This window comes from Actinobacillus minor NM305 (assembly GCF_000175195.1).
Lineage (GTDB): Bacteria > Pseudomonadota > Gammaproteobacteria > Enterobacterales > Pasteurellaceae > Haemophilus_A > Haemophilus_A minor.
The window spans coordinates 1-18,904 of sequence record NZ_ACQL01000118.1 but is presented as its reverse complement, the minus strand read 5'-3'; the positions used below and the strand labels follow the sequence as shown (position 1 = coordinate 18,904).

The window sequence follows — 18,904 nt, the reverse complement described above, 5'->3', positions numbered from 1 at the left end:
TCACACTTGTCGTAAAGGTTTGAATTGCTGTATCTGCTTTTGCTAATTGCCCTTTAGTTGCTTGGCTTAAATCTACCGCATAATCCGTTACACCATTTACATCCTTTGTTCTAGGCGTGACCGTAACTGCTGTTGACCCTGCACTTGCAGTGGTTTTTTCAGCATCTACAGTATAAATAGTTTCACCATTAGTTCCCGCTTTTGATGTTACTGTAGTATTTTTACCTGCTTCAACAGATACCCCTTTAGGTAATGCACTTGCATTAACAGTAAGTTTGCCGTCACTACCTACATTGATCGTTTTACCATCTACATTAACATCAAAGCTAACATTCGCTCCCTTTACATTGGATACATTGGATACTGTGCCTTTGCCATTCACGAAATTAACTTGATCACCAAATTTAATTTGTGCGGTTTCAGTGCCAGCATTATTACCGACTTTCCAATAACCTTTACCAATTGCATCTGCCACATCTTGCGTTGTAGCCACACCATTAGTTGCTGGTGAAACAACGCCATCATTTGTTGCCAATGTTCCTTGAGTTAGGCTCACTTTATAATCGGTTACTGTTGCATTTCCGACTGTTTTTGAGCCATTTGGTGTAACGGTCAATAAGCTACTATCTGTTGAAACGCTTGCGCTAGTATCGTCTGCATTAATGGTATAAGTTGTACCATCTGCACCTGTGGTATTAGTAACTGTTGTATTTTTACCCTCAACCACTTTAGTGGTATTAGCTTTTAACTGCGACAAATTTACCGCATCATTTGGATTTGTACCGTCGGCAAGATTAGTGATTTTGCCATTCGTCATATCAAGATTACCACCAATCGTTGCATCCCCTGTTGTGGTAAGCATAGTAAAGGTTGGAGTCATTGATGTGGCAACAGTAATATTATTACCTGATTTTGTGACAAGGATATTATCGCCCTGTTTGAAGTTTACAGTATCGCCAGATTTAACAAATGAACTGCTTGCATCATTCGCTTGTAAATTAAAACCTGTATTATTAACTGCATTTACTACATCAGCAGCAGTTGCTAAACCTGCTGTACCTGTCGCAGCAGCAACGCCCTTGGTTGTCGTAATAGCTTGATTTACTACATTAAAGACAACTTTTGAACTATTCGCTCCATCCGTCACGCTTGCGGTGGTATAAGTGCCGCTAGCAAAATTAACTAAATTATTATTGTTAATACGTGATTTAGTTGTACCATTTTCTTGAATATTAAAACCAACTTTCGTTACTACATCATAAAGTTGGCTGCCATTAATGGCTTCGGTAGATGTCGCATTTACGGCTCCTGCTGCTACATTAATAATTTTGCGTTGATATGAACTTGTGCCAACAGAAACAACAGAGTTTGCTGCTTTTTGAGTATTAGGTGCAACCTTTGTGCCTGAGTCGTTTGAGAATTCATAATTTAGCGTTGTGGCAGGAACTGATGTACCAGTTGTAGAACCATTACCTAGAGCTAAGCTTCCCTCTAGTGCAGCAGTGGACTGTCTGCCAATAGCTGTTGCATTGGCTGCAGTGGCAACTGCCGTTCGACCAATCGCAATTGAGTTTACCGCACTTGCATTTGCATAGGCACCGAATGCCATTGCGTTTTCAGCTAATGCATCGGTATCGTTACCCATCGCAATGGTATTTAATGCTGTTGCATTGACCGCTTTACCAATCGCAATAGCAGATTCTCCCGTTGCATTAGTTTGTAAACCAATAGCTGTTGCATTGGTTGCATTGGCAACAGATAATTTACCAATTGCTACCGTATTTGGACCGCTTGCGGTTGAATTTTCACCAACAGCAAAAGTGTTTACGCCACTTGCCGTTGCATTAAACCCAGTTGCAATAGAATGAGCAGCACTGGCTGTTGCATTTGCACCTGTTGCAATACCGTAATTACCTTGCGCTGTAGCATTTTCGCCGACTGCAACGGCAGATGTACCAAAGGCTATGGTATTTGTACCGATTGCTACTGTATTGGCAGCAGAGGCATTTGCAATGGTACCAATTGCAGTACTATTTGCACCTTTAGCAACAGAATCTACACCAATTGCAGTTGCATTGACTGCGCTTGCTGTTGAGTTTACACCGATTGAATTTGAACTAACTCCACTTGCTGTTGTATTTGAGCCAATAGCAGTCGCAGTTGTATTCGTGGCTCTGGCTTTTGTACCAAAGGCAATACTATCTGTACCTGTAGCTTGAGTATTGGTAGCTGCATTATAGCTGTTAGATGATGAATCTGTTGCCGAACCAATAGCAATCGCACGTGTACCAGTTGTTAATACTGATTTACCAATACCAATACCAGCTTCACTTGATACAGAAGCAGCTGTACCAATTGCCATAGAGTAGTTTCCTGTTGCCCCCGCTTGGCGCATAATTGCTAGTGAGTTAGCGCCTGAAGCTAAAGTGGCTGTACCAAGTGCAATTGCTGATGAGCCGTTTGCAGTTGCTGCAGAGCCCAGTGCAACAGCCACATTGGTTGCTGTACTTCTCTCCCCGACAGCAACCCCTCCTTGATAGGTAGAGACTGAATTTTGTCCAATCGCAATTCCACCAAGACCTTTAGAATAGTTATCAGTATCCCCATTTGAACCTTGAAGGTTATTTGGCGTACCATATTTTCCTAGGCTGGCTGTATCAGTTGCTTTACCATTTATAGTCCCTTCAGCAATCGCAGCAAAAGCATTGCTAGTAAATACACCCAAACCAACTGTAATGGCAATGCTTAATGATGAGATTTTAAATGAAATGCTCAATTTATCTGTATTGCCCACTGAAGAAGACTTAACCTTTCCTTTAGCAAGTTCTGATACCGCCATCCATGTTTGAGTTGAATGGTTCCAAATTACTCTAAAAATTTGATTCATTAAATTTCTCTTCCTATATAAAATAAATTACATTGTTTTGTTTTTAATCAAATATAATAATTATAGTACATTGATAGTAAATAAGTTGCTGAATTATTAAATAAATGTAAATTTATAATATTACGTAAATTAAATATCAAATAAAGAAAAAGACCTATTTTTATAGGCCTTTTAATAGTTAATAAATAGGGAATAACTATTTTAAGTGACATAAAAACAAGCTAAGCCATTTTTCAGCCGTCTCGTCATGCTCAAAATTGCTTGAAACATCAATACGTTCAGACTCACAAACTTGCTGAGCACCTTTAGCTTTAAGCGCATTCTCAACAATATTTACTGCATTGCAGAAAGTGTCATAATCACGGCTACCTAATCCAACAACGCCGAATTGCATTTGGCTTAAATTTAAATCACTTTGCTCAAGCTCATCAAACAGCGGCTTAATGTTATCAGGCAACTCCCCTGCGCCATGCGTTGAGGTCACTACCAATAAAATTTCTTGTGATTGAATGTCGTTTAATGTCGCATGATTAAATAAGGCAACATCAAAACCTTGATTAGTTAAGCAGCTCTCAAGATGATCAGCAACATACTCAGCACCACCTAAGGTACTTCCGGTAATAATACAAATTGATTTGGTCATAGAATTGAAATATGAATGGCGGAAGGGCATGGGAGTCGAACCCACCCGAGAACGCTGGCGTCCTCAACAGGATTTGAAGTCCTGCCACCTCACCGGAGATGACGCCCTTCCAATTTGAAAATGTAGCTATATTCTACTTTATTTATTAAAATTGTCCAAAATTTCTGACACTTTTTTAGGGTGTAACATTTATGCAAATGCTTTTTCGCCAAATTCCATCGTTAGATCGCTTACTAAAACAGCCGCAAGCGGTCGAATTTATTGAAAAATTTGGATATTCTGCGGTTGTTAAAACACTCCGTCTTTTACTTGAACAAGCTCGAACCACCATTCAACAAACCCAAACTCTTCCTTCTTTTTTAGCGGACGAAACCGCCTTATTTACGCAACTTGAACATCAACTTACCCAATCACAAAAAGTTGAACTGCGCACAGTGTTTAATATGACCGGTACGGTCTTGCATACTAATTTGGGGCGGGGCTTATGGTCTGAAAAAGCCGTTGAAGCTGCAACCAATGCGATGCGAAATAATGTCGCTTTAGAATTTGATATTGATGCCGGTAAACGATCTCATCGAGATCTTTATATTTCCCAATTACTTCAGCAATTAACAGGCGCAGAAGCTGCTTGTATCGTCAATAATAATGCTGCAGCCGTGCTTTTAATGCTTGCGACTTTTGCGAAAGATAAAGAAGTGATTGTTTCTCGAGGCGAATTAGTGGAAATCGGCGGCGCCTTCCGTATTCCGGATATTATGGCACAAGCAGGCTGTAAATTGGTTGAAGTCGGCACAACTAACCGCACTCATTTAAAAGATTATCACAACGCAATCAATGAAAATACTGCATTCTTAATGAAAGTTCATACCAGCAATTATCAAATTCAAGGCTTTACCGCCAGTGTAAGCGAAGAAGAGTTGGTTGAACTTGGCCAAGCGTTTCAGTTGCCGGTAATCAGTGATTTAGGCAGTGGCTCTCTGACCGATATGAAGTTGCTCAATCTCCCTGCTGAGCCGATGGTACAACAAAAGGTCGCAGCCGGTGTTGATTTAGTTTCGTTTTCTTGCGATAAACTCTTAGGTGGTCCACAAGCCGGCATTATTGTCGGAAAAAAAGCCTTTATTGATCAACTTCAATCCCATCCGCTCAAACGTGTGTTACGCTGTGATAAAGTCATTTTATCAGCATTAGAGGCAACGCTTCGCCACTATTTGTTCCCTGAACATCTATGCCAAGATTTGCCAACGCTACATTTATTAACCCAATCTTTGGATAGTTTGCAAGAAAAGGCTGAACGTTTGAGAAATACATTAAGCAAGCGGTTAGATTCTCGTTATATTTTGCAAATTGAGGCAAGCCAAGCACAAATTGGCAGTGGTGCGTTACCAACGGAGCGATTACCTTCTCTGGCATTAACCATTACAAGCGAAAAACAGAGCGATTTGCTTGCATTAGAGAAAAAATTTAAATCGCTCCCTTGCCCAATTATCGGGCGTTTTTCCGAACAAAAATTCTGGTTAGATTTGCGTTCTGTGGCGCAATTCGACCAACTCATTGAAATGCTTTCACTTAATCCTTAAGGAGACTTTATGAAAAAACTACTTACCACCTTATTTGCCCTTTCTGCTGTCAGTGTTGCTGTAGCTAAAGAGGTAAACATCAAATTTTTAGGAACTTCAGACGTACACGGGCGAATTGTCCCTTGGTCTTATGGTGCAGATGTTGAGGACAAATCCGGTTCGTATGCACAAATTGCAACTTACGTAAATGAAGTGCGTAAGAATGCTAAAAATGTGATTTTGGTTGATATTGGTGATGCCATTCAAGACAACCAAGTAGAAGTGTTCGCGAAAAGTGAAAAATACTACAAAGACAATCCTGTGCCGAAAGTCTTAAATGCGATGGGCTACGATATTTTTATTTTAGGTAACCACGAATTTAATTTTGGAATGACAGCGTTAAATGAAATCCTCAAAGATATTCAAGCAAAAACATTAACCGCGAATTTTTACCATAAAGAAAACGGTAAGCGCTATGTTGAACCAACCATGATCATAGAAAAAGAAGGGGTAAAACTAGGAATTATCGGCTTAACCACCCCGATGTCTGCAATCTTTGAGAAAGATACCGGACATTTAGATAAAATGACCTTCTCTTCGCCAAGTGAAGAAGCGAAAAAACAGATCGCTGCCCTAAAAGCACAAAATGTTGATGCGATCGTGGTATTAGCCCATATGGGGATTGAAAATGAAAATAATGTTGCCGATACAGGCGTGGCAGATTTAATTCAAAACGTAGATGGCATTGATGTCATTATCGCGGGGCACATGCATAAAAATGTGTCATCTGAAACGATTAAAAATACAGTGGTAACCGAACCACATCGCTACGGAACCGTTGTTTCTGAAGTGGATATGACCTTTGATGTGGATCCACAAGGTAAAGTAAAACTGTTATCAAAAACAGCCAAAACCGTGCCGGTTAATAAGTTAGATGCCGATCCAAACATCGTGAAAATTTATCAACCTTATCACGATGAACTACGCCGTTTAAATAACGTAAAAATTGGCGAAACAGCAAATGAGATGATCCCTCAAGGCAAAAATCACGGTGTCTCTATTGCTTTCTCTCAAGATACAGGGATGTCTTCTTTCATTACTGATGTTATGCAACATTATAGCCACGCAGATGTTACTGCCTTTGCGTTCGATTATGAAACGGTGCGTTTAGATAAAGGCGATATTAAGAAAAAAGATATCATTTATAACTACCGCTATGCAGGAGGTGATGTTTCTGTTTATGAAGTCACCGGAAAACAACTTAAACAGTATATGAATTGGGCCGCGGACTATTTCGATACTATTCAAGAAGGGGATAAAGAGTATCGCTATAATGCGGAACGTAAAAAATCAAAATATGTGACTTTTGATATTTTCGGCGGCGTGAAATACAACATTGATTTACGTAAACCAAACGGTGAAAAAATTGTCGATTTAACCCTTGCCGATGGTCGTCCTATTACCGATGAAACTAAAATCAAACTTGGTATGAACTCCTATCGCTTTGGACAACTTACCAAGAAAGGGGGGATTTGGGCAGGACAAACTATTCCAACCTTATGGGAATCTAAAGTCGCTATGGGCTCAGAAAACGGTACCATTCAAAATATGATGGTAGATTACATTACCAATGTGAAAAAAGGTAAGATTGAAGGATTATCACATAACCGTTGGAAAATTATAGGTCTGTAAGGTCTCCTACCCAAAGAAAAAGCCGCAATTTACATTACGGCTTTTTCATCAATTCATAGCAACATTATGCATTTGGGTAACGTGTTGCTTCATCAACATCCGGTAAACCTGTGATACGGTTACGTAAATCACGGCGAATTACCTCAATGCTCCAGAACCAGAAGATATGTCCTACTAATTCAGAAATGTGTTCATATAATGGCCATTCTGCAACCGGTGGTGTTAAACCTAACGCTGGGAATGTGATGTAGTGAACACAGATATTTGCGATGATACCTGCACCGATACCTTGCCAGAATTTAATTTTTGGGAAGATTTCAGCAACGATACAGTAACCAATTGCGAACACTAATGAGAAAATCATGTGTGTTACACCGATTGAGTTAAATGGGTGATCTGCAAAAGTGAATGCTACTGTGTTATATGGGTCAATACCGATGTAATCACGTAAGAATACTGCCGGAGGGTTTAACACTGCACGTGAACATTGTTCTAATGCACCATTCATTGCTAATGCACCTGAATTTAATGCATCTAATACAGGTTGTGGACACGCAGCTGTAAATAAATCAATTGGGCTACGTGGTGGGAACGGATGCTCTGCACCCCATTTTACGAATGCTGAGATAATACCCGCAATAATACCGACAAACACGGCAACACCGAAACGACGGCGTGATGGTTCTGTTTGTTGAAATAGACTCATAATTGTTCTCCGAATAAAAAGCAATTTATTTTAATGCCTGAAATAATTATCAAAACAATTCTATTCTACAAAAATTTTATAGTCTTTGAGTGGAAAATGACTCATTTAATTGATGTAAATCAAACAGAATAAATAGCAAGCGGTGAGATTTTACAGAAATCTTACAATAAAAAAATAATAATGAGAATGATTGACAATATCTCCTTTGTGTGTAAATATTTCTAGTTGATTGTTGTTGATAATTGTTTTCAATAGCATGAGGTGCGCAAGAAGTATTTATCTAAGGAAGAAAAACATATGAAAAAATTTAAATTACTCCCTGTATCAGCTATGGTGTTAGGTGCATTGTATGCAGGTTCTGCATTGGCAGAAAATAAGGATACGATGGCTCTAGATACAATCAATGTTACTGATAATCAAGGATTAAAAGTAAGAAGTAATGTTGTGACGACACAGAAAAAAGACGAAAGTGTCGAAACTGATTTACGTGGTTTACTTAAAGATGAGCCTGCAATTAGTATCGGTGGGGGTAACGGAACTTCTCAATACTTATATCTTCGTGGTATGGGGCAAAATTCGGTCGATGTGAAAATTGATAATGCCTATTCAGATAGCCAAATCCACTATCACCAAGGTCGCCATATGCTTGATCCAGCATTAGTAAAAATTGTTTCTGTACAAAAAGGGGCTGGTAGTGCTTCTGCAGGTATCGGTCAAACTAACGGTGCGATTGTGGCTAAAACGATTGACGCCCTAGAACTGTTAAAAGATAGTGATAAAAACTTCGGTGCAAAAGTAGGGGCTGGCGTAAGTACAAATCACGCACATAACTACAATGCAGCTGTATTTGGTAAAGGCGAAATTTTTGATGTGTTAGTTTCAGCTAATCGTGTCAAAGAAAGCGATTATGAGGGTGGCAAAGATTATTACGATGAAGTAAATAAAACCAAACGTGTTTTAAATAGTGCTTTAGACAAAATCAGCTACTTAGCGAAAATTGGTGCAACTTTAGGCGATCATCGTTTCGTATTAAGTCACTTAAATGAACAGCACGAAGGTGTTCGTACTGTTCGTGAAGAATTTGGTATGTTTGGTCCACGCCAAGCACCAGCTGATCGTAAAATGTCTGTAACCAATACTAACTTAGAATGGACAGGTAAAAATTTAGGCTTTGTTCAAGAAGCGACAGCTAATGTGTATCGTTTAGTGCAAGGTCGTTGGTCTGCTAACGACTCAGGTAATGGTTATGCGGGCGGTAATAAAAATCAAGGTTCAACCAAAATTAAAGTTGTAACAACAGGTGCAAATGTTAACTTTGATTCTGCATTACACGAAAATGTATTGTTAAAATATGGTGTAAATTATCGCCATCAAGAAGCGAAACCACATACAAAATTCAATACAAAACTTGTTAACCAAGAAAAAACAGATACAGGCTTATATGTTGAAGCTATTACTACCCCTGTAGAAAAAATTGTTTTAACCACAGGTGTTCGTTATGACCACTTTAATTTTAAAGCAATGGACGGAAAAAAACGTAGCGATGGTGCAATCAACCCAAGTGTAGGAATTATTTATGAACCAACCCAATACTTAAGCCTAAGTGCAAGCCATAACTATGCAACTCGTAGTCCACGTATGCACGATGCATTAATGGCTCACGGTAATCGTGGTGTAGTCTCCATTGGTAGCAATACTAAGGCAGAACAAGCCCGCAATACAGAAATCGGTTTCAACTATGATAATGGTACATTCAGCTTTGATGGTAGCTATTTCTGGCAACACATTAAAGATGCATTAGGTACAACTAATGGTCGTGATAACCACGGTAATACTGCACAGCTTATTGTAAATGCAGGTAAAATCAAAAACCGTGGTTACGAGCTAAATGCTGGCTACCACAACAACGGCTTTACCGCTCGAGTAGGCGTTGCACATAGCAAACCACGTTTTTATGGTAGTAACTTAAGTAATAATCCTGAATATGCTTCTGCGATTGGCCGTACTTGGACGGCTTCTCTAAGCTACCGTTTTGCACAGCCTAATGTGGAAATTGGCGTACACCATCGTATTGTTGAAAAAGTTAAAGCATCTGATAACTTCTTCGTGAAAAATGATAATGGTATCCCGAAGGTTGGTCGTGGCGGAGCTACACAAAAAGACGGCTATAACGTAACCGATATCACCGTAAACTGGAAACCGTTCAATAACGATAGAATGAATGTGAATTTTGCAATTGATAACATTACTAACAAACTCTATAAACCGCACGGTCAGCGTGGTGATTTACCAGCTCGTGGTCGTGAGTTCCGTTTAGGTGCAAACTACACCTTCTAATTTTTTCAATTTAATGTTCACCCTTATCAATAACGCTCGATTTATCGGGCGTTATTTTTATCCTTTTTAATCGTCTGTTTACTTATAGCAAACGTTTGCGTAATCCGTTATAATGCCTTTAATTTTGTTTTCTATCATTAACGGAACTGCCCAATGACTGTACAAACCTTTCGTGGCTCACCTGCCTTATCTGACTTTCGTTTAAACCAACTTCAACAAAAGTTCGAGCAAAATCAACTACCTATCAAATCGGTCTATGCTGAGTATTTGCATTTTGTTGAGTTAAATCGACCGCTTGAAAATGATGAAACACAAAAAATTCAAGAGCTGTTGCATTATGGTCCAACCCTTGCGGAACACGAGCCAACGGGCTTTTGTTTGATTGTTACCCCACGCGTTGGCACGATCTCTTCGTGGTCGTCAAAAGCAACAGATATTGCCCATAACTGTGGCTTATCAGCGGTAAACCGCATTGAGCGTGGTTTGGCTTACTATTTCGAGTTTGAACAAGCGTTAAATGAAGCAGAGCTGGCAACCCTAAAAGGCTTGTTGCACGACCGTATGTTAGAAACCGTTTTAACCGATGAAAACCAAGCGAGCCAACTGTTTGCCCAGCACGAACCGAAACCGTTTACGACTGTGGATATTTTAAACGGCGGTCGTAAAGCCTTAGAAGTGGCAAACGTGGAATTAGGTTTGGCGTTGGCAGAAGATGAAATTGATTATTTGGTGGAAAATTTCACGGCGTTAAACCGCAATCCGCACGACATTGAACTTTATATGTTCGCACAGGCGAACTCAGAGCATTGTCGCCATAAAATTTTCAACGCAGACTGGACGATTGATGGCGAAAAACAAGAGAAATCGCTGTTCAAAATGATCAAAAACACCTTCGAGAAAACGCCAGATTATGTGCTTTCTGCCTATAAAGATAATGCGGCGGTAATGGAAGGTTCCAAAGTTGGTCGTTGGTTCCCTGATCAAGACGGGCAATATCGCTATCATCAAGAAGATGCGCATATTTTAATGAAAGTAGAAACCCACAACCACCCAACAGCCATTTCACCATTCCCAGGGGCAGCGACAGGTTCAGGTGGCGAAATCCGTGATGAAGGAGCGACTGGCCGTGGTGCAAAACCCAAAGCAGGTTTAACCGGTTTCTCTGTATCTAACTTGGTGATCCCAAACTTTGAACAGCCGTGGGAAAATCCGCTTTCTAAGCCGAACCGTATCGCTTCTGCGTTAGACATTATGATTGAAGGTCCACTTGGTGGAGCAGCGTTTAACAATGAATTTGGTCGCCCTGCATTACTTGGCTATTTCCGTACCTATGAAGAAAAAGTAACCAGTTTTGGTGGCGAAGAAGTTCGTGGTTATCACAAGCCGATTATGCTCGCAGGCGGTATCGGTAATATTCGTGCCGAACACGTTCAAAAAGGTGAAATTCCTGTTGGGGCGAAATTAATTGTACTTGGCGGCCCTGCAATGAATATCGGTTTAGGCGGTGGTGCGGCTTCGTCAATGGCGTCAGGCAAATCCAAAGAAGATTTAGATTTTGCTTCTGTTCAACGTGAAAACCCAGAGATGGAACGCCGTTGCCAAGAAGTGATCGACCGTTGCTGGCAGTTAGGCGATGAGAACCCAATTTTATTTATTCACGATGTGGGTGCTGGCGGTTTATCGAACGCAATGCCAGAATTAGTCCACGACGGCGATCGTGGCGGTAAATTCGATTTACGCAAAATTTTGTGTGATGAGAAAGGAATGTCACCGCTTGAAATCTGGTGTAACGAGTCGCAAGAGCGTTATGTGTTAGCGGTTGCGGCGGATAAATTGCCATTATTTGAAGCACTTTGCCAACGTGAGCGTGCGCCTTATGCAGTGATCGGTGAAGCGACTGAAGAGAAACATTTAACCCTGCACGACGATCATTTTGACAATAACCCGATTGATTTACCAATGAACGTGCTACTCGGCAAAACGCCGAAAATGCATCGTCAGGTTTCGTCAAAAACTGTGCAAAACCCACCGCTTGCACAGGAAGACATTCAGCTTAAAGAAGCCTTCCACCGTGTGTTACGCTTGCCAGTAGTCGCAGAAAAAACCTTCTTAATTACTATCGGCGACCGCTCGGTCACCGCAATGGTAGCTCGCGATCAGATGGTCGGCCCGTGGCAAATTCCTGTTGCTGACTGTGCCGTAACCACCGCAAGTTTAGACAGCTATCACGGCGAAGCAATGTCAATGGGCGAACGTGCACCAGTTGCCTTACTTGACTTCGGGGCATCTGCTCGCTTAGCAGTAGCAGAAAGCATTACCAACATTGCTGCAACCAATATCGGCGATATTAAACGCATTAAACTCTCGGCAAACTGGATGTCTGCGGCAGGTCACGCAGGCGAAGATGCAGGCTTATATGAAGCAGTGAAAGCAGTGGGCGAAGAGCTTTGCCCTACACTTGGCATTACTATTCCAGTGGGTAAAGACTCAATGTCAATGCGTACTACTTGGGAAGAGAACGGCGAGCAAAAAGCGGTAACTGCTCCACTTTCTTTAGTCATTTCAGCTTTCGCACGTGTGGAAGATGTGCGTAAAACCGTTACTCCACAACTTCGCACCGATAAAGGGGCAACTCGCTTATTGTTACTCGATTTAGGCGAAGGCAAAAACCGCTTAGGTGCAACGGCGTTAGCACAGGTTTACAAACAACTTGGCGATAAACCTGCGGATGTGGTGAATATAGAAACCTTGAAAAACTTCTTCAACGCAATGCAAGCCTTAGTTGCTGATGATAAATTACTCGCTTACCACGACCGTTCAGACGGTGGTTTAATCACCACCCTTGCGGAAATGGCGTTTGCAGGCAACTGTGGCGTATCGGCTCACATTACCGCATTAGGCGATAACGATTTAGCGGTGTTATTCAACGAAGAACTCGGTGCCGTTATTCAAATCAAAGAGAGCGATTTAAATGCAGTGCGTGATGTATTGAAAGCTCACAACTTGTTACACATTACCAAAGACATTGGCTCGGCAACGGAAGGCGATCTATTTGAAATCAGCAGTGGCACACGCAAATTACTCAGCGAAAAACGCTCTGAATTGCGTGGAATTTGGGCAGAACTCACGCACCAAATGCAACGCTTGCGTGACAACCCTGAATGTGCCGACCAAGAATTTGCAACCAAAAAAGACCCGAATAACAAAGGCTTATCTGCATTCTTAACCTATGATGTGAATGAAGATATTGCTGCACCGTTTATCAATCGTGGCGTAAAACCAAGCATCGCTATCTTGCGTGAACAGGGTGTAAACAGTCACTACGAAATGGCGGCAGCCTTCGATCGTGCAGGCTTCAATGCGATTGATGTACATATGAGCGACTTAATGGCTGGCAGAAGAAATCTTAAAGATTTCAATGCGTTAGTTGCTTGTGGTGGTTTCTCTTACGGCGACGTACTCGGTGCAGGCGGCGGCTGGGCGAAATCGATCCTATTCAACCCAATGCTACGCGATCAATTCAGCCAATTCTTCGCCAACCCGAACACCCTTGCATTAGGCGTATGTAACGGTTGTCAAATGGTGTCAAACTTGGCAGAAATCATTCCAGGTACAGAAAACTGGCCACGCTTCGTGCGTAATAAATCTGAACGCTTTGAAGCCCGTGTGGGACTAGTGAAAATCAATGAAACCAACTCACTTTGGTTCAGTGGAATGGCTGGCTCGCATATGCCGATTGCTGTTTCCCACGGTGAAGGGCAGGTGGAATTCAAGCGGTCAGATCAGCTTGAAAATTTACAAAAACAGAACTTGGTTATCGCCCAATACATCGACAACAACGGCAACCCAACCGAAGTTTACCCAGCCAACCCGAACGGTTCCGTAAACGGCATTACCGCTATTTCTAACCTAGACGGACGAGTGGCGATTATGATGCCACACCCAGAACGAGTTTATCGTGCAGTGAGCAACTCTTGGTATCCAGAAGACTGGACGGAAGACGGGGCTTGGATGAGATTGTTTAGAAATGCGAGAGTTGTGTTGGGGTAATATTAATTTGTAATGTAGTACATATCTGCAATATGATACGTACTTTTCAAACAACTTTTTACTCAAAAAAAATGGTACATTTATGTTAGATTTTAATTCACTGAGAAGTAATATTGTTCCTCAAATCGAACCTCAAAAATTATTCACGACTTTAACTGAGCGAGTAGAGAAATTTAAGCGACCTCATGATGAACAAGGTGATATATTGAGTAATTGGTTTTCTAAGAGAGAACAAAAAGATTTAGTAATAAAAATGAATACAGGAGGAGGAAAAACTGTAGTTGGACTATTATGTTTACAAAGTTCTCTGAATGAAGGAATATTTCCTGCAATATACATAACTCCTGATAATAATTTGTCCGAACAAGTTATTCAAGAAGCTAAAGATTTAGGAATTAAGTTTACTACCGATGAAAATCATACTAGTTTTCTTTCTGGGAAGTCAATATTAATAACTAACATTTCTAAGATTTTTAATGGCAAAAGTGTTTTTGGTGTAGATGATAAAAAGATTGATATCGGAGCTATAGTTATAGATGATGCTCATTCCTGTTTAGGTATAGTAGAAAATCAATTTTCTATTTCATTGGATAGAAAAAATTCGGGATATCAACAATTATTGTCTCTATTCAAAGAGTCTTTATCTCAACAATCTGAAGCAACACTGTTAGATATTGAAGCCGCTGATCCTTTAGCGTATCTCACTGTTCCTTATTGGACATGGCAAGATAAACATACTGATGTATTAAGAATATTGCATTCTGTGAAGGATAGCGACAAATTACAGTGGTCTTATCCTCTTTTAAAAGATCATATCAATCTATGTTCGTGTATATTTTCTGGAACTGAGATTGAAATTAAACCACCAATTTTACCAATACATAAAATTCCTTCTTTTTTTAATGCCAAACGCCGTATATATATGACAGCTACATTAGCGGATGATAGTTTGTTAGTTACGCATTTTGGAGCAAATGTAGATTCAATAAAAGAGCCGATTCACCCTAATGGGGGGGGAGATATGGGTAATAGAATGATTTTAGTCCCTCAAGAGATTAATCCTTTATTATCAGATGAAGAATTAAAAAGTATGATAGAGGAAATATCTAAAAGCTATAATGTGATTATTATTGTGCCATCTAGGTATAGAGCTAGTTATTGGAGGGATATAGCTACACAAGTGTTAGATAGTAATAATATTTCTGAAGGGGTGACAAAACTTAAATCTGGAGCTATATCTAATGGTATAACAATATTAATTAATAGGTATGATGGTATTGATTTACCTGGGGATGCATGTCGTCTTTTAGTTCTTGATGGTTTACCAGATGTATATAATCTTCATGAAAGAGAAGAAAACACGTTATTAGATGGTACCTATCCTCAACTAGCAAAACAAATACAAAGAATAGAACAGGGAATGGGAAGAGGGATTCGTTCTAGTGATGATAATTGTGCGGTTATATTACTTGGTGCTAAATTGATTTCTAAAATACATTTACCTCAAGCCAAGAAAATATTTTCTTCCGCAACAGCGGCTCAATTAGACTTAGGATATGAAATATCTAAACAAATAGAAAATGCATCTGTAAAGGACATTTTAGATACTTTAAAGTATTCACTAACTCAAAATAGTGAGTGGATCAAGACTTGTAAAGAGAAAACTCTTAATAATAGTATAGACAGAAAAGAGCCATATTTAGATCAATTTAGATTAGCCTTAAAAGAAGCATATGATTATATAAATATTCAGCAGATTGATGTTGCAATATCTAAACTACAAGAAGTTGTTAATTCAAACCTCGAAGATCGACTGAAGGGTTTTATAAAACAAAAATTAGCCGAAATAATGAATTTAAGAGATAAAAGTAATGCTCAAGAATTACAACTAGCGGCTTTAAAATTAAATATGAGTTTGTTAAAACCAATAAATGGTATTGCTTATTCTAAATTAGCTAAAATATCCGAAACACAAGCTATTCAAGCCAAAGAGTATTTACATAAAAACTTTAATACTAAGAATGATTTTGTAATAGAGGTTAATAGAATTTTATCAGACTTATTATTTAGTGAGGACTGTGTTAAAGCTTTTGAAAAAGCTATTGATGATTTAGGGAAGGTGTTAGGATTTTTATCTCAAAGACCAGAAAATGATTTTGGAAGAGGACCTGATAATCTTTGGTCTATGGGAAACTCTGAATATTGGGTTATAGAATGTAAAAGTGGAGCGATAAAAACAAGTCAGATATCTAAACATGATATTAATCAACTAAGTGGTTCCATTCATTGGTTTGAGCATCAATATGATTCTAGCTGTACGGCGACTCCTATAATGATTCATCCAAAAAATTGTTATAATGTAGAGTCAGCTCCTCATCCTAAAATGCGAGTAATTACTTCCGAAGGACTATCTACTTTAAAAAGAAATGTAGAAAATTACGCAGCATGTATAAGCTTGGATATGTCTGTGGATGATATTCAACGTTCATTAAAATCTAATAACCTAACAACGGATAAATTATTATCAACTATCACAACAGGTCCTAAATTAGCAAAATAGTAAACAAGATTGTTGCTAATGTTCATTTTTAAAAATATTAGCAACTTTTTTGGTATAATACATTATTATTCTAGTACGAGAACCTTCATTTATTTTAATTTAAGGTCAAGTAAAGATATAAAGCAGACACTTCACACTAGTTTAGAAATACCTATTTCTATGAGTAATCTCAATGAGTTAATCCAAAAACTTAAATTTAGCCAACCGTTCAACATTGCAAAAGCCAATCAAGATGTTTGGATTACTCAAACACGTCAAACAAATTCAGGGAAAGAATTGGAAGCCGTTGTTACAGAACCACTTTCAATTATTTTCCTTCCAATCGCCTTAGTTGGTCAGATTCCTTTATTACTTTTATCCGTTGGGAATTAGTACCCCAAAAGAGCATTTCTATGGAGCAAATAGCAACATTTGCTCCTATTCCCTAAAATGCCTTCAAAATAGCAACAAGCGGTCAAAAAAATCTTTTTTCTTGTAAATTATTTCTTCCTCTGAGCTAGATCAAATTCGGTAGATTTAGCCTCTTATCCTCCTACCTTATTGAAAGGATAATAGTGCATTCCTATTAACTTATCCTAGAGGTACTCTATGAAACTCAGAAAATTAGCTACTTTAACTCTGTTAGGTTTAGGTATTTCAACAGGCTACGCTTCTGAATTGCCTGATATTACTATCTTAGCAACTGGTGGTACTATCGCAGGTAGTGGCAAAAGCTCCGTTGATTCCGCTTATAAGGCAGGGCAATTAACTATTCAGACTTTAATTGAAGCGGTTCCTGAAATGAATAATCTTGCCAAGATTAAAGGTAAGCAGGTTGTTAAAATTGGCTCTCAAGATATGAGTGATGATGTTTGGTTAAAATTAGCCAAGACAATCAATAGCCAGTGTAAAGAAACCGATGGCTTTGTGATTACTCACGGCACAGATACAATGGAAGAAACAGCTTATTTCTTAGATATGACGGTAAAATGTGAGAAACCTGTTGTATTGGTGGGTGCAATGCGCCCTGCAACAGAAAAAAGTGCTGATGGCCCTCTCAACCTATATAACGCTGTCGTTGTTGCAACAAGTAAAGCTTCTGCTGGACGTGGTGTGTTAGTCGCAATGAATGGCACAGTACTAGGGGCAAGAGATGTGACCAAAACGAGTACAACTGCAGTTCAAACCTTTACCTCTCCAAACTTTGGTTCGTTAGGCTACATTCATAATAGTAAAGTCGATTATGAACGCTCTCCTGAAAGTAAGCATACAATAAATACGCCTTTCAATGTTGATAATCTTAATGAACTACCAAAAGTTGGGATCATCTATGCTTATTCAAATATGCCAACAGAACCACTTAAAGCACTACTTGATGCAGGTTATCAAGGAATTGTGGTGGCAGGCGTTGGAAACGGTAATATGAATGCGGCGAATTTAGCATTATTAGAACAAGCGGCAAAACAAGGTGTCGCTGTTGTCCGCTCTTCTCGTGTGCCAACAGGCTATACTACTCGTGATGCGGAAGTTGATGACAGTAAATATGGTTTCAGCGCTTCTGATACATTAAATCCACAAAAAGCACGCGTACTTTTACAACTTGCTCTAACACAAACAAAAGATCCTGCTAAAATTCAGCAATACTTTGAAGAGTTCTAATAAATCACATCAGGGGTGTTAATACACCCTTTATTTAATCCACACAATGAAATGATTATGCTCACATCAAAATCCTGCTCACTCTTTGATATTCCCTTCTTTCAATTTTCCCAAATGAAGAAATATTGCCCTGAAGATATTCCTCAGATTAAATCTGAATATAAAAAACATTGGGAAATATGGAAAAAGTTAAATCTCGATGTTTATCAGAAATTAGGTTTTCCATTTGCTGAACCACATATTGAAAAATGGTGTAATGGTTGGCAAGTTCGGGCGCATTTCTTTGCTTATTATAAATATGAATTTCATCAAAATTCAGCGGCTATTTTATCTGTGATCTTAAATCGCCGGCGTTTATCCGTTAGCTTAGATTGGCATTGTTACAGAGCAGATCGCTCGCAAATTAATATCAACCAATATAATCAATGGTTAGCGCTTTTAGATAAGGAAAAATATGGCGATTTTGATATTTGGCGAGGAACTGAAAGTGAATATGCCGATTTCCCTAAAATAAAAGAGATTTCTTTAAATTCTCTTATTTTAGAAAATGAAGAGGACTTTTTCTGTATTGGAAAAAATATAGAGAAAGAAGAATTAGATAAAATAGATGTAGTTGAATTTATTTGTCAAACAATTCAAGAATTATTACCGCTTTATGAGGCTTGTCACTTATAGACCAATAAGGCGGTAGGATTTACATATCTTCTTGCAAATCCTACCGCTTATTCTTTTCTTTTGGATAGATATCACGTACGTCCGATTCCAAAACACGAAAGTCCAAAAACAGCCTTAATACAGAATATAAAAAAAGCAAAAACCCCGAGCCTATCTC

The 18,904-nt window shown here is 39.2% G+C and carries 11 protein-coding genes and 1 tRNA gene; 8 read left to right on the top strand and 4 right to left on the bottom strand.

The window, feature by feature from the left end; genetic code table 11:
* The 3 genes from AM305_RS09355 to AM305_RS09345 all read right to left on the bottom strand — a co-directional run.
* A partial coding sequence (locus AM305_RS09355) for an ESPR-type extended signal peptide-containing protein (RefSeq protein ID WP_005825322.1) occupies positions 1-2,887 on the bottom strand: 2,887 nt, incomplete at its 3' end.
* Between the two features lie 196 nt (positions 2,888-3,083).
* Positions 3,084-3,530 carry an FMN-binding protein MioC gene (mioC, locus tag AM305_RS09350; RefSeq protein WP_035294415.1) on the bottom strand — a complete coding sequence of 149 codons (447 nt, stop codon included), beginning with the start codon at positions 3,528-3,530 and terminating at the stop codon, positions 3,084-3,086.
* A 16-nt stretch (positions 3,531-3,546) separates the two neighbouring features.
* Positions 3,547-3,641 (bottom strand) — tRNA-Sec (locus AM305_RS09345).
* 80 nt (positions 3,642-3,721) lie between these two features.
* Here AM305_RS09345 and selA point away from each other — a divergent pair.
* Positions 3,722-5,110, top strand: coding sequence for an L-seryl-tRNA(Sec) selenium transferase (gene selA, locus AM305_RS09340; RefSeq protein WP_005825319.1), 1,389 nt, complete (start codon positions 3,722-3,724; stop codon positions 5,108-5,110).
* A gap of 9 nt (positions 5,111-5,119) precedes the next feature.
* Positions 5,120-6,781 carry a bifunctional metallophosphatase/5'-nucleotidase gene (locus tag AM305_RS09335; protein WP_005825317.1) on the top strand — a complete coding sequence of 554 codons (1,662 nt, stop codon included), beginning with the start codon at positions 5,120-5,122 and terminating at the stop codon, positions 6,779-6,781.
* A 64-nt stretch (positions 6,782-6,845) separates the two neighbouring features.
* On the opposite strand, the gene AM305_RS09330 is transcribed toward AM305_RS09335, so the two are convergent.
* Complete coding sequence (locus AM305_RS09330; RefSeq protein ID WP_005825316.1) at positions 6,846-7,487, bottom strand: YagU family protein; 642 nt, start codon at positions 7,485-7,487, stop codon at positions 6,846-6,848.
* A 297-nt stretch (positions 7,488-7,784) separates the two neighbouring features.
* On the opposite strand from AM305_RS09330, the gene AM305_RS09325 reads away from it, so the two are divergent.
* From AM305_RS09325 to AM305_RS09300, 6 genes are all read left to right on the top strand, one after another.
* On the top strand, positions 7,785-9,824 hold the full coding sequence (locus AM305_RS09325; RefSeq protein WP_005825314.1) for a TonB-dependent receptor domain-containing protein: 2,040 nt from the start codon (positions 7,785-7,787) through the stop codon (positions 9,822-9,824).
* A gap of 153 nt (positions 9,825-9,977) precedes the next feature.
* Complete coding sequence (gene purL / locus AM305_RS09320; protein ID WP_005825311.1) at positions 9,978-13,874, top strand: phosphoribosylformylglycinamidine synthase; 3,897 nt, start codon at positions 9,978-9,980, stop codon at positions 13,872-13,874.
* 82 nt (positions 13,875-13,956) lie between these two features.
* A complete protein-coding gene (locus tag AM305_RS09315) occupies positions 13,957-16,434 on the top strand; it encodes a DEAD/DEAH box helicase family protein (RefSeq protein WP_005825309.1) in 2,478 nt (825 codons plus the stop codon).
* 159 nt (positions 16,435-16,593) lie between these two features.
* Positions 16,594-16,806 (top strand): hypothetical protein, encoded by a 213-nt coding sequence (locus AM305_RS09310; RefSeq protein ID WP_005825307.1) that lies wholly within the window; start codon positions 16,594-16,596, stop codon positions 16,804-16,806.
* A 216-nt stretch (positions 16,807-17,022) separates the two neighbouring features.
* Positions 17,023-18,072: an L-asparaginase 2 gene (ansB, locus tag AM305_RS09305; protein WP_005825305.1), complete on the top strand. Its 1,050-nt coding sequence runs from the start codon at positions 17,023-17,025 to the stop codon at positions 18,070-18,072.
* Between the two features lie 57 nt (positions 18,073-18,129).
* Positions 18,130-18,747, top strand: a complete 618-nt coding sequence (locus AM305_RS09300) for an HI_0552 family protein (protein ID WP_005825304.1) — start codon at positions 18,130-18,132, stop codon at positions 18,745-18,747.
* The last annotated feature ends 157 nt before the right edge of the window (positions 18,748-18,904 follow it).